Source organism: Winogradskyella sp. KYW1333 (genome assembly GCF_003335675.1).
Classification (GTDB): domain Bacteria; phylum Bacteroidota; class Bacteroidia; order Flavobacteriales; family Flavobacteriaceae; genus Winogradskyella.
Map to the genome: position 1 here is coordinate 416,158 of NZ_QPHL01000016.1, position 17,058 is coordinate 433,215.

Genomic DNA, 17,058 nt, shown 5'->3' on the forward strand with positions numbered 1-17,058 from the left:
GATTTACGCAATCCTAGACATAGAGACTACTGGTGGCAAATACAACGAAGAAGGTATTACTGAAATCGCTGTGTATAAATATGACGGTCATGAAATTGTAGACCAATTTATTTCTCTGGTTAATCCTGAAAGAGAAATTCAACCATTCGTAGTTAATCTCACAGGCATTAATTCTAAAATGCTTAGAAATGCTCCAAAGTTTTATGAAGTTGCAAAACGTATTATTGAAATTACCGAAGATTGTGTATTAGTAGCACATAACTCAGATTTTGATTATCGAATTCTAAAAACAGAATTTAATAGGCTAGGTTTTAAATACAAACGAAAGTCGCTTTGTACAGTAGAGTTATCTAAGCAGTTAATTCCAGATATGGAATCTTATAGTCTTGGTAAATTAGCTAGAGCTCTCGGAATACCTATGAGTGACAGGCATAGAGCAAGTGGTGATGCAAAAGCCACTTTAAAGTTGTTCAAAATGCTCTTGAATAAAGACTCAAGTAAAAAAATTATTAAAGACAATATCAAGGTTGAACAGAGGTCTAAGTTAGCATCCAATTTACGCGAAATTATAGAAGAATTGCCAACAGAGACTGGTGTATACTATATTCATAATTCTGAAGGAAATATCATTTATATTGGTAAAAGCAACAATATTAAAAAACGCATAACTCAACATTTCACCAATAAGAACACCAAATCAAAAAAGATTCAACTTCAAGTTTCCTCAGTATCATATGAAAGAACAGGGAGCGAATTAGTGGCACTTCTGAAGGAGAGTGAAGAAATTAAGACTAACAAACCCATTCTAAATAGAGCATTAAAGAGAAACAAATTCTCTCAAGGATTATACAGTTTTATAGATGATAAAGGCTACGTAAATTTAAGATTGAGCCAGATTAAGCAAGATGAAAAGCCAATTACCACCTTTAATAATAGACAAAGTGGTGTATCATTTATGAAAAGGATGATTGAAAAGTTTGAGTTATGCGAAAAACTTACTGGATTAGAGAAATCTGAAACAAGCTGTTTTAGATATGAAATAAAGGAATGCCTAGGAGCATGCATAAATGAAGAAGATATAGAAGCTTACAACAAACGAGCTAATGCCGTTATTGATCAGAATAGTTATGATACTAAAGACATGTTGTTAATTGATCGTGGCAGATATATAGATGAAAAGAGTGTTGTATTAATAGAAGATGGTATATTTAGAGGTATCGGATTCTTTAATTTGAATCATCAAATAAATAATCGTGAAATTTTATCTTCTTTAATAACGCCAATGCAAAATAATCGTGACACCCAACACATTATTCAGAGTTATATGCGAAAAAATAAAAGGTTGAAAATCGTTGAATTACCAGAATAAATTGGTTTTCGTAGATTTGATAAATGGAACCAACAACAAAACATAGCTGGCGAGCAAAACTTCATGAGATAATTTATGAGGCAGATACTCCTATAGGCAAATTGTTTGATGTCATTTTATTAATTGCAATATTGGCCAGTATTGTCCTAGTAATGCTTGAAAGTGTTGAGTCTATTGACAATAAATATCATGGTCTTTTAGATATTTCAGAATGGATAATAACCATTCTATTCTCCATAGAATATATAGCCAGAATAGTTGTTGTAAAAAAACCCATAAAGTATATAACAAGTTTTTATGGTATTATAGACTTGCTTTCTACAATTCCAAAATACCTATCCTTATTATTAGTAGGTTCTCACTCTCTAGTGGCATTTAGAGCACTACGCCTGTTGAGAGTATTCAGAATTTTAAAGCTTACACGCTATATAGGTGAATCAACCAATTTTGTTAGAGCCCTTAAAACGAGCAGGGCTAAAATTGCGGTTTTTTTATCTTTTGTATTAATACTATGTATTATTCTTGGTACCGTAATGTACTTGGTAGAAAGCAAAGAAAGCGGATTTACTAGTATACCAAGAAGTGTTTACTGGGCAATTGTAACATTGACAACAGTTGGTTATGGAGACATCGCACCAATTACACCATTAGGACAATTCATTGCCTCCATAATAATGATTATGGGTTATGGTATAATCGCAGTACCTACAGGTATTGTTTCTTCAGAAATGACTAGAATTAATAAAAAAGATGTACACACTAACACTCAATCTTGTCCTAATTGTTTGGATAGCAGTCATCAAGATGGTTCGCATTTTTGTCATAAATGTGGACATGAATTAAATCATGACTAAAACGTTAATTTCCATTGTAGGTCCTACAGCGATTGGTAAAACTTCATTAAGTGTTTTACTCGCCAAACATTTTAATACTGAAATAATATCTGCTGATTCAAGACAGTTTTATAAAGAGATGAATATTGGAACGGCCGTGCCTTCTGAAGACGAATTAAAGGCTGCACCACATCATTTTATTCAACATAAATCAATAAAAGAGAAATATTCTGTTGGTGATTTTGAAAAGGATGCTATTGAAACTATTAATCAGATCCATAAATATAATCCGGTTGTGGTTATGGTTGGTGGATCGGGTTTATATGTTGATGCAGTGACAAAGGGATTAGACGACTTCCCTAAAATTGACGCTTCAATTAGGGAAAACTTAAATCAACAGCTAAAAAATAAAGGACTAGAATCTTTACAAAATCAATTAAAGGAACTGGATGGAAGATCATATGATAACATAGCTATAGAGAACCCTCATCGAGTAATAAGAGCTTTAGAAATTTGTATTGGTACTGGGAAACCTTTTAGTTACTTTCTTACCAATAAAAATAAAGCGCGAGAATTTAAGACTATTATAATCGGTCTTGATGCAGAAAGGGAACTAATCTATAATAGAATTAATCAACGAGTCGATATAATGATTGATAATGGGCTTATTAACGAAGCTAAAAGATTATATCGATATAGAGATTTAAATGCTTTAAATACGGTTGGCTACAAAGAATTATTCGAATTTTTTGACGGTAATATAAGCTTGGATTTTGCAATATCAGAAATTAAGAAAAATACAAGAAGATTCGCAAAACGCCAACTCACGTGGTTTAGAAAAAATAAGGAAATCAATTGGTTTGATTACACAACCAATACAAATGAAAGTATTGATTTTTTAGAAAATGAAATAAAAAAAACCAGCTAAAAGCTGGTTTCTAATTTTCTAATCGTTGTTGTTTATCACAAGTCTAAATCCTTCTCCATGAATATTGAGGATTTCTACATTAGGATCTGGCTTTAAATATTTACGCAACTTTGCGATGTAAACATCCATACTTCTTGAAGTAAAGTAATTATCATCTCTCCATATCTTAGTTAATGCAAGCTCTCTTGGCATTAGGTCATTTTCATGCAATGCTAACAAACGTAACAATTCATTTTCTTTTGGTGATAATTTTGCAGGCTCTCCTCCATCGAACTTGAGGAAACGTAATTTTGAATTTAAATCAAACCTTCCAATTTTAAATTCGAACTGCTTACTATCTGCAACTGTATCCGTAGCCTTACGCTGCATGATAGCCTTAATTTTCATTAACAGTACTTCACTGTCAAAAGGTTTATTTAAATAATCATCTGCACCCACTTTGTAGCCTTTTAATACATCTTCTTTCATTGCTTTCGCAGTTAAAAAGATAATTGGTACATCTGTATTTTTTTCTCTAATTTCCTTAGCGAGTGTAAAGCCGTCTTTATATGGCATCATTACGTCAAGGATGCAAAGATCGTAATCGTCTTTTTTGAACTTCTCAAAACCTTCCATTCCATTTTTAGCATGGACAACGTCGTAATCGTTCATCATTAAATAATCTTTTAAAACAGTTCCAAAATTTGGATCGTCTTCTACTAACAGAATTTTCTTGTTTTGTTCTTCCATGATTCTTTTTTATGATATTAATGATAGTCTTATATTAAAGGTACTACCTTTTCCTTTTTCGCTTTCAACTGATATATAACCTTGATGGTCTTCCACTATTCTTTTTACATAGGCTAAACCTAACCCATGACCTTTTACGTTATGTACATTACCGGTATGTTCTCTATAAAATTTCTCGAACACACGTTTTACCACTTGTTTTGACATTCCGTTACCCTGATCTGCAATTTTAAGTATAATGTTGTTACCAATATTTTCAGTGTATATATCTATTTTTGGTGTATCATCTGAATACTTAATTGCATTATCTAATATATTAACGATAACATTCGTAAAATGTGTTTCATTCGCCAATATTGATGACTTAACGGCTTTAAAGTGTGTATTTACATATCCATTTCTGTCTTCAACAATTAACTCTACATGCGTAATTGCATCTTCAATTAAATGATGAAGTTTCAATCTCTCCTTACTAATATTTAACTCATTCTTCTCTAATTTAGATATACGCAAAACATTTTCTACCTGTGCATGCATACGCTTATTTTCATCCCTTATCATTCTTAGGTATCGCTTTACTTTATCTTCATCATTAATGATTTTAGGGTTTTTTATTGAGTCAAGTGCTAAATTAATAGTAGCAATAGGAGTTTTAAACTCATGCGTCATATTATTGATAAAATCTGTCTTTATCTGTGATATTTGCCTTTGTCTTATTAATTGATAAATAGCACCAGAATATGCCAGTATAATTACACTTGTAAATACTACTGACAAGACAATCATCCACATTATTGAAGATAACAAATACTTTCGCCTATCTGGGAAATCAACCCATAGCTTATAGCTGCTTTCGTTATTGTTATCTAAAAAAATATAAACACCATAAGCATTTTCCTTTTCAAAATTCTCAGTTTGAACCTTTGTAGCGAGGTCATCATCATAGATTGCAAACTCAAAATCTAGATTAACGCCTTCATCTTTTAATTCTCTATTTAATAAGGTTTCAACTTGTAAAGCTGTTACGCGTTTATAAATTGGGATATCCTTTAGCATATCCTTAAATGTATCTTCATACATCTGTCTATCTAATGCAGGCATTGAAGAATATTGAATAAGGCGCTCACTAGGTGCAATTACATTTTTACCATCAATCTGAGAATTATTATATATCTCAGTAACACGCTCATTAGAACGTTTGCTTATCGCAAAACTGTCAGCATCAATTTCAAAGAACAATGAGGGCACTTTAAAACGCTCCTCCAAAACCGTATTACGGTGAACAATAGTTTTGTCGTTAATATCGTCTTCAGTGGTTATAAATAAACGCTTAATAACCGTTGAATCAGGTCTTTCATTTTTGCTTAAGAATGGTTGAAGTTTTATAAGTGAGTTTCTAAGTTCCATCTCTTCAATGTCTCTAGAAACAAAACTTAAAGCTCGTTTTACACTACGTGTAAAATTCTTCTCCTCATTCTGTAAACTATTGTTTATAAAAAATGATTGCACAAAAATGATACCAATAAGTGATAGACTCATTAATATCACTAAAAAGACGAATAGCTTCTTACCCATCGGTCAAATTTAACATTTTAACATTTAGCACAAATTAGGTTTAACCTTACATTAACAAAAGGCAGGTAACCTACTCTGCTGAGATTTTAAGAAGCTTTTTGTGAATCTGCAATGCTTGTTTCTTTGCTTGGTCTAAATCGTTATTTGAAATTACAAAGTCTGAAAGCTTCTTTTTGTGAGAATCAGTCCATTGATTATTTATAACAGCTTTGACCTTTTCTCGTGTAGTATCCTCTCTATCTAAAATTCTTTCAATCCTCAAATTTTCGTCAGCTACAACCGTAATGATATAATCGTAATTAGATTGTAAATTATTTTCGAAGATGATTGCTGCTTCCTTTAAAATATATGGTGCGTCTTGTTTTTTTAACCATCGTTTAAAGTGTGAAGCTACTTTTGGATGAACAATTGCATTCATTTGATTTAGCAATGATTTATCTTTAAAAATCATTTTTGCTAAAAAGGGTCTATTTAATTTACCGTCTACATAAGCCTCATCACCAAAAAGTTGAATTAATTTTCGCTTAATAACTTTTGATCTATTCATTAGTGCTTTGGCTTCCTTGTCTGCTACATATAAAGGTATACCAAATGATTTTAAATAATTTGATATTGTAGTTTTACCACTACCTATACCACCAGTAATACCAACTACTACCATATTATAATTTAATAAAATCTACACGTTTTTGTTTTATACTAGATCTTTTAACAAAATCTGGTTTTACTACAATCTTTGGAATCATAAATTGTTGTCCATTATTAACTTCATTAAAATCGCACTCAACTTTAAAGTTAGATTCATTTATAGATTTAAAACGATTCAAATCTATGTAATAGGATACTGTAACTGTTTTAGGGAAATAATTAATGTTAACATCATTTGGAGCATTTTTAATTACTACGGGAACTTCGATTGCACCTTCTGTAAATCGTTCAACATCGCCAGTAACCGTAACAAATTTAGGAACCACTTGTACATCCTTTAATTGTGAAATATCCAAATTTAACACCTGATTAATATCCATTTTTATATCAGTAAGTGCAAGTAATTCAGTATTTATTGAATTAATGTTTTCAATACTAGACATTGGTCCAACTAACTTTACACTATCAATATCCATATTTAATTCTCCGAGTAAATCAAAACCTAAGGCATACTTAAAATCCTTATTTATTACAACATCTACATATTTCGTAGCCATCTCTGAATATCTCAAAATCAAAGAGTCTGGATTGAGGGTCAGTAATTTATAAGGACTGCCCAGCGCCTCTTCAATTCTATACTTTTGCCGTTGTACCTCAAGAACAATTTCATTATCTCTTATAACTACATCTTTCTTTGCATCAATCATGATTGTTTTTGAATCTTGAAATAAATAAGGTAATAAGGTAAATCCTTTTGCCTCCACAAAAGCGATAATTTTATTTAAAGAGTCATACTCAACAACAATCTCTTCATCTAGATTAAACAGTTCAACTTTAAGTGCAATATTTTGCTTATAGTCATTGGAAAGCTTAGAAAATATGAGAAACAAAAAAGCCAATACAAAAAATATACTGAACCTTTTTACATCTTTCTTTCTTAAATAATTTGAAATTTTCTTCTTCATTAATAAAATCTATTCTTTAAAAAATAACAGAGGAAACACTTTATTTGGTTCTCTTTTTAATAAACCAACCATTAAACTAGATTTTAAAAAGCCATATCCATATCCGAAAAACTGTATAAGAATTGCCAATATAGATTGAATAGCTACAATAATATTTTTATTTACAATAAATGATATTATTAATGCCAATATAAAGTAAAATACATATAGATATAAAGGCCATGTTACAACTTTAAACACCAATAATAATATTGAAGTTAACAAACCTATGCTGAAAAGTGTCGGAAACCAATATACGATGCTTCTTGATTCTGGGTGCCACTTATTTAGGATGGGCCTTACCATACCAAATTTATTGACTTGTGTATAAAATTTAGACCATGAAATGCGTCTTTTATGGAAAACTATGGCATTTGGTATTAAAACTGTTTTATATCCTAATTTTAATAATCTCAAGGACAAATCCGGATCTTCTCCTGGGTGAATATTTCCAAATCCTTGTGTATCTACAAACGCTCGTCTAGATAATCCCATATTAAAGCTTCTAGGTTGAAACTTATTGACATGCTTCTTCCCGCCTCTTATTCCTCCAGTTGTGATAACCGATGTCATGGCAAAACTTATGGCCTTCTGCAAATTAGAAAATGATGTATGGGCAGTATCTGGCCCACCAAAGCAGTCGTAATATGTTTTGTTAAGAAAAGTGGTCACTTCTGTTAAGTAGTTACTTGGCAACAACACATCTGAATCTAATATTATAAAGTAATTTCCTTTGGCTTTATTCATTCCGTAATTTCGGGAATTACCAGGGCCCGTATTTTTTTTAAAGTAATACGAAATATTTAAATCAGTTTTAAATTCTTCTAAAATATGTTCTGATGATTGAGTGGAACCGTCTTCTACAATTACAATTTCATATTGGTAATTACCCTCAAGACTTAAAAAACTATCTAGTAACTCTTTTACTTCTTGAGGCCTATTAAATACAGGTATAACAAATGAAAATAAAAAGCCCTTCATACCCTACAAATGTAATTAAACCGTTACGTTTATTTTTTAATAAACTTTATTATTTCTTGTGAAGAATTTAAAGATAGTCTCAAAAAATAAATCCCAGGTTCTAAACTAGTAACATCCAATGAAATTTCATTTTTATTCATATTTGCCGAAATATTTACCTCACCAAGTAGGTTATAAACCATAACTTCTTCAATAGGGAGAGAAGATTCAATATTAAGAATTTCAGTAGTCGGAATTGGGAATAATTTGATTTCACTGGTATTTGACTCTTCTATTGATAATGAAGATCCCTCAACTATTTTTAGATTCTGATTTGGAGATACATTATAAAAAATATCCTCAGTTCCACTCAACCAATTCACTTTAACATAGTCAATTACAGTGGCATCTCCAATTCCAAATATCTCACTAGCAGAATTCTGAGAGAGATAGCCTTCACCAATTAATGTATATCTATATTGTTTTTCACCATTAACCGAAATTTCAATCATGGAACCAACACCATTTCTATTGCTTATAGTCCCTTCTAATTTAACTTTTAACCAATTGTTAGTATTATTAGAGTTATTCTTCCAAAGGAAAATATTATCATGGTTAATATTATTCACTAAAATTTCTGGGTAACCATCATTGTCAATATCACCTATGGCATTAGAATAGCTAATTGCATAATCATCAGGAATTGCTTCATTTTCAAGTATATACTCGTCATTGTTATTTGTGAAAAGTGCAGATGATAAATATCCCGATACCGTACCATCATGTTCAGCGCTTACATATATATCTAAATCTCCATCATTCTCGGCATCTAAAAATACAGAGCCCCAAGCGACACTATTCATTGCAGTATTTGACGACAGTGTTTCATCACTAAAGGTGCCATTACCGTTATTCTTTAACAAAACATTTCCAACAACATCATTGGTTACATAAATATCTAGCCAACTATCTGAATTATAGTCACCTATGGTAACGGACATTGCATCTATGGTGATGTCAGTACCCGTTTCAAATCCAACTTCAGTAAATGTGCCATCACCATTATTTTTGTACATGATATTTGGATACTCAACTTTATCGTTAGCAACATAGATATCCTGAAACCCATCTTTGTTATAATCAATAAACGCCGAGCAAAAAGACAAGGTACCTGTTGTAATAAGTCCGGATTCCGAATTAACTAGTGAAAACGTGTTATTTCCATTGTTTTTATAGAGAATATTTGGAATTGTTGTATCTCTATTAGATAAAAATACATCTAAGAATCCATCATTATTATAATCTCCCCAAGATGCTCCATAGGTTACTAATACTTCGTTTAGCAATCCTGAAGTGCTAGTAATATCTTGAAGTATCATATTACCTAAGTTTTCATATAGCCTATTAATACTTGTGTCACTGGTGACAAATAGATCATTATCGCCATCATTATCAATATCTACCCAATTAACTTGTTTATTGCGCCAATTGTTATTTGCAATATTTAAAGTTTGCTCTACAAAGTTTCCGTTGATGTTTTTATAAAACCTTACTGGATCATCATCTGCTGTCGCTACAGTCAAATCATCCCAGCCATCATTATCATAATCAAAGAATGAAACTCCATTGCCAAATAGTGTATTACCGCAAATGATTTCAACACCCAAGGTTTCCGCTTCATTATCAAATGCAATCTGTGCAACGCTTAAGTTGATTGATAATAAGTATAAAGTCAATTGGTAAAACTTCACAATTAGGAATACTTGATAATTAAAATAATCTATTGTTTTATAATTCTAATGCTACTTAACGCATCGATAAATTCAATTTTTACAATATAGGTGCCTTTTTGCATATTCGTGAGATCAACTTCACAATGGATAGCTTTAGGGTGAGATGACATTACCAATTGACCCAGCAGATTATAAACTCTTACAGATTCAATTTCTTTTTTTGCATCTAAAGTTAGTATATCATCAACTGGGTTTGGATAAAATGTCAATCCTTCCAGATTTTCATAATCATTCAAAGAAAGTGAAGAACCCTCCACAATATTCAATGTTTGGTTAGCAGAGACATTATAAATAATATCTTCAATACCACTTAACCATTTCACCTTTATATAATCTACTATTGTTTCAATACCCAATCCAAAATGTTCGGTAGCCGAATTTTGGGACAGGTAGCCTTCACCCAAGCACGAATAGCGATATTGTTTATTTCCATTTATAGAAATCTCAATAAATGACCCTACACCGTTTCTGTTACTTGTTGTCCCTTCAAGTTTCACTTTCAACCAATTATTGCTTGTATTGGTATTATTTTTCCAGAGAAATATATTTTCGTGATCTATATTATTTACCACTATTTCTGGATAACCATCATTGTCGGTATCTCCTAACGCATTGCCAAAACTGTATGCGAAATCATTTGGTACCGCATTGTTATTAAGTTGAAAATATGAGGTGTCAACATTCTCATAAAAGGCAGATGATAAATATTGAGGTAAAGAACCGTTACTTTCACCACTAACATATAAATCCAAATCCATATCGTTATCTGCATCTAAAAATACTGCACCCCAACCATTACTATTAAATGTGACCTGATGCGATTGTGCCATATCTGAAAAAGTTCCATTACCATTATTAATTAAAAGGACACTATCTAGGTCATCGTTTGTAATGTAAATATCCAAATAGGAATCATTATTTATATCCTCGACAGTGACAGACATTGCTCCAATATACACATCAGATCCAGTTTCAAACCCAACCTCAGTAAATGTACCGTCACCGTTATTTCTGTACATTAGATTTGGGTTAACATATTTGTCATTTGACACATAAATATCCTGATCACCATCATTGTCATAATCCATAAAGGCGGAACAAAAAGACATGTAGCCATCAGTTAATAAGCCTGCTTCAACATTAGCCAGGGTAAAGGTTTTATCTCCATTATTCTTATAAAGGATATTTGGAATATTTGGGTCACGAACACTAATAAATACATCTAAAAAACCATCATTATTATAGTCACCCCAAGACGCACCATAATATGGGAAATTATCAGTTAACATGCCAGATGTTGAAGTAATCTCGGACATTATCATATTGCCCAAATTTTCAAATAATCTGTTACCGGAATTATCACTAGTTATAAAAAGATCATTATCGCCGTCATTATCAATATCTACCCAATTAATTTGCTTATTTCTGTCTTCATTGTTTGGGATGTTAATTGTATGGTAAACATAATTTCCATTGATGTTTTTCAGGAAGTGAATCGGTTCTCCATCAACTGAAGCGATTGTAATATCATCCCAACCATCATTGTCATAATCATAAAATGAGATACCGTTTCCAAACAAAGTATAATAACAGTCAACGCTAACTCCAAGTTGCTGTGCACTTTCCGTAAAGGACACCTGACCATGAAGGTTCAATGAAAATATTATTAAAATTAAGCACCACCTCATTTTTTTACAATAAGTTTAAAAACTTCAATTCTATTAATTGTCTTTACTTGAGCTTTGTAAACTCCATTATAGAGATATTCTGTACTTAAATTACAATTCAAACTATTGGGTTGAATTTGCATAACTTTTTCACCTAAAAGATTATAAATAGTGATTTCTTCGAGAATCTGCTTAGACTCAATAGTGAGTTTACCATTTGAAGGGTTTGGGTAATATTTTAAGGTATTTAAATTTTGCTCATCAATTGAAAGGGAAGATCCTTCTATTATATTCATTGTTTGATTGGGAGATACATTATAGAAAATATCCTCAATTCCACTTAACCATTTCACCTTCACGTAATCTACTATTGTTTCAGTACCTAAACCAAATTGTTCTGTTGCTGAATTTTGAGACAGGTAGCCTTCCCCCAAACATGTATAGCGATATTGTTTGTTTGCATTAATGGAAATCTCGATAAATGAACCTATACCATTTCGGTTACTCGTTGTTCCTTCAAGTTTTACTTTTAGCCAATTATTACTTGTATTGGTTGTATTTTTCCAAAGAAAAATATTTTCGTGATCTATATTGTTAACCACTATTTCAGGATAACCATCATTATCTACATCACCTGTTGCATTGCCATAGTTGTATGCAAAATCACCAGGTACTGCGTTATTATTTAACTGAAAAAGGGAAGAGTTTATATTCTCATAAAATGCAGATGATAAAAATGGAGACACTGTTCCATTACCCTCTCCACTTACATATAGATCTAAGTCCTTATCATTATCCGCATCTAAAAATACTGCACCCCAACTAGAACTATTAAAAGTTACTTGATAGGATTGTGCCATATCAGTAAATGTACCATCTCCATTATTTACAAAAAGAATGTTATTGGACGGGTCGTTTGTTATGTATATATCTAACCAGCCATCGTAATTAAAGTCTTCTACGGTAACACTCATTGCGTCGATACTAACATCTGTACCAGTAATATTGCCAACTTCTGTAAATGTTCCATCTCCATTATTTCTATACATTAAATTAGGATTGGCATATTTATCATTAGCTACATAAATGTCTTGGTCTCCATCATTATCATAATCTATGAAAGCCGAGCAAAAGGACATATACCCATCCGTTAACAACCCAGCTTCAACATTAGCCAATGTAAAAGTTTTATCTCCATTATTTCTATATAAAATATTCGGAATAAATGGATCTCGAATGCTAATAAAAACATCAAGAAAACCATCATTATTATAGTCGCCCCATGAAGCTCCATAATACGGAAAGTTATCAGTTAGCATACCAGAGGTAGATGTGATCTCTGACATAATCATATTACCCAAGTTTTCAAACAAACGATTACCTGATTCATCGCTTGTTATAAAAAGATCATTATCTCCGTCATTATCAATATCTACCCAATTAATCTGTTTATTCCTCGCATTATTATTAGAAATATTAAGAGTTTGAGATACGAAATTGCCATTAATATTTTTGTAAAAGTAAATAGGGTCACCTAAGGCCGTAGCAACCGTTATATCATCTAAGCCATCATTATCGTAATCGAAAAAAGTAATACCATTGCCTAGAAAGGTGTACTCACAGTTAATTGATATACCCAATTGTTGCGCACTTTCCTCAAATGCTACTTGGGCAGATAATAGATTAATTGAAAAGAGTACTAAAATTACATACCGCATCGTCATAACGCAATTTTTACTAAGATAAGAGAATAATTTATAAAAAGAAAAAAGCCATTTTTTCAAACGGCTTTTTCAAAATTATAGTTATTTCAGTTACTGCTTAACTACTCTTACCGTTTTTGTGATACTAGCAATTGTAACTTGAACGAAATATGTACCCGTTTCTAAACTCGACATATCAATATCGCTATCTACAGCTTGTGGTTGCGCATTCATTACTTCTTGACCAAGCATATTATACATTCTCACATTCTTAATGTTATTTTGAGCATTTAATGTTAATGTATTATTTACTGGGTTTGGATAGTATGTGAATGCTGATGAATTGTCAAATTGGTTAACAGATAATGATGAACCCTCCAAAATATTTAATGTTTGGTTTACAGTAACATTATATAATATATCTTCTGTGCCACTTAACCATTTAACTTTAATATAATCGATCATGGTTTGGTTACCTAGACCAAAGTGTTGTGTTGCAGAATTTTGAGATAAGTAACCTTCACCTAAACAGGTATACCGATATTGTTTATTACCATCAACAGAAATTTCAATAAATGAACCAATGCCGTTTCTATTACTAGTAGTTCCTTCTAACTTTACTTTTAACCAATTCTTACCGTTATTAGATTTATTATACCATACAAATATATTCTCGTGATTTATATTATTAACAATAATATCAGGAAAACCATCATTGTTGATGTCGCCAGTAGCATTAGAATAACTCTCTGCAAAGTCATTTGGTATAGCACTATTATTTAACTGAAAGGAATTTCCATTTTGATTCTCATAAAAGGCTGACGACAAATACTGGGGATAAGAACCGTCCGTTTCTCCACTAACATATAAATCTATATCAGTATCATTATCAGCATCTAAAAATAAAGCCCCCCAGCCTATACTATTAAAAGATACCCCATATAAACTAGTTGTATCAGAAAATGTGCCATCTGCATTATTTAACAGTAAAACACTATCATCATTATCATTAGTAACATAAATATCGAACCATCCATCATTATTTATATCACCAACAGTGGTGGTCATTGCGTCTATATATAAATCAGTATTAGATTCTTGCCCTACTTCTGTAAAGGTGCCATCTCCATTATTTCTATATAACAAATTAGGATTATAAATTTTATCATTAGAAACATAAATATCTTGATCTCCATCATTATCGTAATCTATAAAAACTGAACAAAATGACATAAATCCCTCCGTTAATAATCCTGCCTCAATATTAGCCAAGGTAAATGTATTATCACCATTATTTTTATACAATATACTTGGTATATCCACATCTCTGATACTTAAAAAAATATCTAAAAAACCATCATTATTATAATCTCCCCAAGACGCTCCGTAGTAAGGGAAATTATCAGAAAGCATACCTGAAGTAGATGTAATCTCTGACATTACCATATTACCCAGATTTTCAAACAATCTGATACCAGAATTATCACTAGTGATAAAAAGGTCATTATCCCCGTCATTATCAATATCTACCCAATTAACTTGTTTGTTTCTTGCGTTATTATCAGAAATATTTAGTGTTTGAGAAACAAAATTGCCGTTAATGTTTTTTAAAAAATAAATTGGTTCTCCTTCAGCAGAAGCGACTGTTATATCATCCCATCCATCATTATCATAATCAAAAAAAGTAATGCCGTTGCCTAGATAAGTATACTCACAATTAATAAAAACACCTAACTGATTGGCACTTTCCTCAAAAATTACTTGTGCTTTTAATAAGTTTAAAGACAAGATTATTATGATTACATACTTCATCATTAAAATTCAATTTTTATCAATGTAGGAAAAGAAATTTAAAATGAAAAAAGCCGTTTTTACAAACGGCTTTTTCAGTAATTATATAAAGTTTTATTGCTTAATTACTCTTACAGTTTTCGTAATATTAGCGATTGTAACTTGAACGAAATATGTGCCCGTTTCTAAACTAGACAAATCTAAATCACTATCTACAGCTTGTGGCTGCGCATTCATTACTTCTTGACCAAGCATATTATACATTCTTACATCCTCAATATTATTTTGAGCATTTAATGTTAATGTATTTTTTACTGGATTTGGGTAGTAGGTAAATACAGCTGGATTGTCAAATTCATCAGTTGATAATGCAGCATCTGCAGTTACATTAAATGTTCCTTCTACTCTACCCGATACTGGTGGCAACGCACCATCACTCCAAACTCTAATATAATAGGTTGTACCTGGTGTAGCTGAAAACTCTAACATTTCACCAGACGCTTGACCATCGTCACCACAAGCAACTTGGTTAGCCTCAAGAATCGGTTCTCCTACAGAATATACTGCACAATTAGCCTCTGATGACGTACCAGAAATAGAGGTAGTAATAATCATTGTATCAGTATTTGCAGGCTGCGTGTAGGTGTACCAAACATCAGCAATATTTCCAAACGGATCACAAGATGGTTTCTCATCTGCTAAGTTTTCTGTAGCGCCAGCAGTAGTACCTGAGGTAGCCACTCCGGTAGCCAAAGCCTCAGCATCAGCAAATGCGTCATTTGCAGGCGGTGGTACTGTCTCTAAACAAGTTACAGTCATTTCAAATATCCCTTCCGATGAGTTCCATCCTTCTACAGCTATGTAATATGTAGAACTGCCGTCTGCCGTAAATGTAACCTCAGACCTTGTGCCACATGAGTCGTCATTACCTGCTATCTGTGTACCTCCACAAGAATCATAAACTCTCACGTTGGTATCATAGCTAGACTCGCAAAGACTCGCCGTAATGTCTCCAGCCGGTCCTGAATAAGAATACCATAAATCTGCTGCAGGGTTACCAACAGTATCAGTTGCTAATGGGTTAGATGTATCACCAGTAACTGTTTGGTCACAGGCTACATCAATAGCTCCTCCACAAGTATCATTGGATGGAGGACACGCTGAAGCTGATGATCCTAAATCAACGTTACAAACAGAATCTTGCTCATGTTCTAGTGTTAATGTTACAATACTATCTGAACTAAATGGACCTACTGTTACTATACCAATAGCGTTTATTCCTGTAGTTGCATCAACGCCAGCATCATTTGAAATCGTCAAAGAACTAGCATCTCCTAAATCTGTTATATCTACCTCTATTGAAAATTGATTATTTGGACAATCATCTACAACTGAAGTTGTTGCTACAGGAGCTGTACATTCTGGCGCGAGAAAAAGAGTTACCACAATATTTTCCCACTGAGCGTCTGCTGCATATGTTCTTGTTAAGGATAAATCTAAAGATCCGTCTACAGAGGGATCATATGGACCTGCCAACAAAATCGGTGTGCCAACACCGAATTCAATACTCAACGCGTCGCCACTACTCGTACCATTCTCAGAAGCTACAGGGGTCGTTGCACCAGCCGAAGTAACCACGGATAATCTGGCTTCTGAAGACCATGAAAAGCCCACACTATCCCAATCTGCTGTTATAGAAATTCGATCGTAAGTACCAGCAGGCACCGATTCTCCATTTGCTAGGTCATTAATGCTTACAATAACAGGTGTTCCATCAGAAACAATCACTGGACCGGCTACCGGTGGAAAAACAAACTGTGCGTTAACCGTAAAGGTAGTTAACAGGACACAGATAAATAATAAAGTAATTTTTTGCATAGTTATGTATTTAAGTTAGTATTAATGTTAAAAATATATTATTCTTGAAGAGTTTTTAAGTTAAAATTTAGCAAATCGATAAAACGGATTAATTACCGATAAAGTGCACAATTTTAAAGTAGTGGGTATTTAAAATAAATTAATTATTTTCATAGTTCAGAATAAATTAATAAAACCATT

At 32.3% G+C, this 17,058-nt stretch carries 13 protein-coding genes; 3 read left to right on the plus strand and 10 right to left on the minus strand.

Translation table 11 applies throughout. The annotated features are described in order from the left end of the window. Position 1: 1 nt before the first annotated feature. From DUZ96_RS09495 to miaA, 3 genes are read left to right on the plus strand one after another with little or no spacing between them, the layout of a single operon-like run. Positions 2 to 1,369, plus strand: a complete 1,368-nt coding sequence (locus DUZ96_RS09495; RefSeq protein ID WP_114301696.1) for a 3'-5' exonuclease family protein — start codon at positions 2 to 4, stop codon at positions 1,367 to 1,369. A gap of 23 nt (positions 1,370 to 1,392) precedes the next feature. Then, a complete protein-coding gene (locus DUZ96_RS09500) occupies positions 1,393 to 2,223 on the plus strand; it encodes an ion transporter (protein WP_114301697.1) in 831 nt (276 codons plus the stop codon). Then, positions 2,216 to 3,130 carry a tRNA (adenosine(37)-N6)-dimethylallyltransferase MiaA gene (gene miaA / locus DUZ96_RS09505; protein WP_114301698.1) on the plus strand — a complete coding sequence of 305 codons (915 nt, stop codon included), beginning with the start codon at positions 2,216 to 2,218 and terminating at the stop codon, positions 3,128 to 3,130. Before DUZ96_RS09500 ends, miaA begins: the two co-directional genes overlap by 8 nt. A gap of 18 nt (positions 3,131 to 3,148) precedes the next feature. On the opposite strand, the gene DUZ96_RS09510 is transcribed toward miaA, so the two are convergent. The 10 genes from DUZ96_RS09510 to DUZ96_RS09555 form a co-directional block, all read right to left on the minus strand. Further along, positions 3,149 to 3,859 (minus strand): response regulator transcription factor, encoded by a 711-nt coding sequence (locus tag DUZ96_RS09510; protein WP_114301699.1) that lies wholly within the window; start codon positions 3,857 to 3,859, stop codon positions 3,149 to 3,151. 9 nt (positions 3,860 to 3,868) lie between these two features. Continuing rightward, positions 3,869 to 5,434, minus strand: coding sequence for a sensor histidine kinase KdpD (locus tag DUZ96_RS09515; RefSeq protein ID WP_181855261.1), 1,566 nt, complete (start codon positions 5,432 to 5,434; stop codon positions 3,869 to 3,871). 70 nt (positions 5,435 to 5,504) lie between these two features. Next, positions 5,505 to 6,095 carry a dephospho-CoA kinase gene (gene coaE, locus DUZ96_RS09520; RefSeq protein ID WP_114301700.1) on the minus strand — a complete coding sequence of 197 codons (591 nt, stop codon included), beginning with the start codon at positions 6,093 to 6,095 and terminating at the stop codon, positions 5,505 to 5,507. A 1-nt stretch (position 6,096) separates the two neighbouring features. Beyond that, a complete protein-coding gene (locus tag DUZ96_RS09525) occupies positions 6,097 to 7,047 on the minus strand; it encodes a CdaR family protein (protein ID WP_114301701.1) in 951 nt (316 codons plus the stop codon). Between the two features lie 9 nt (positions 7,048 to 7,056). Beyond that, a complete protein-coding gene (locus DUZ96_RS09530; RefSeq protein WP_114301702.1) occupies positions 7,057 to 8,067 on the minus strand; it encodes a glycosyltransferase family 2 protein in 1,011 nt (336 codons plus the stop codon). 29 nt (positions 8,068 to 8,096) lie between these two features. Continuing rightward, entirely contained in the window at positions 8,097 to 9,782 is a 1,686-nt protein-coding gene (locus DUZ96_RS09535) for an FG-GAP-like repeat-containing protein (RefSeq protein ID WP_147267074.1), read from the minus strand. A 44-nt stretch (positions 9,783 to 9,826) separates the two neighbouring features. After that, entirely contained in the window at positions 9,827 to 11,527 is a 1,701-nt protein-coding gene (locus DUZ96_RS09540; protein WP_114301704.1) for an FG-GAP-like repeat-containing protein, read from the minus strand. After that, positions 11,524 to 13,224 carry an FG-GAP-like repeat-containing protein gene (locus DUZ96_RS09545; protein WP_181855262.1) on the minus strand — a complete coding sequence of 567 codons (1,701 nt, stop codon included), beginning with the start codon at positions 13,222 to 13,224 and terminating at the stop codon, positions 11,524 to 11,526. The genes DUZ96_RS09540 and DUZ96_RS09545 overlap by 4 nt, the downstream gene beginning before the upstream one ends. A gap of 96 nt (positions 13,225 to 13,320) precedes the next feature. Then, positions 13,321 to 15,024: an FG-GAP-like repeat-containing protein gene (locus DUZ96_RS09550; RefSeq protein ID WP_114301706.1), complete on the minus strand. Its 1,704-nt coding sequence runs from the start codon at positions 15,022 to 15,024 to the stop codon at positions 13,321 to 13,323. Positions 15,025 to 15,114: 90 nt separating this feature from the next. Further along, the gene (locus DUZ96_RS09555; RefSeq protein ID WP_114301707.1) at positions 15,115 to 16,878 is read right to left on the minus strand and encodes a T9SS type A sorting domain-containing protein; all 1,764 of its coding nucleotides are present in this window, start codon (positions 16,876 to 16,878) and stop codon (positions 15,115 to 15,117) included. Between the last annotated feature and the right edge of the window lie 180 nt (positions 16,879 to 17,058).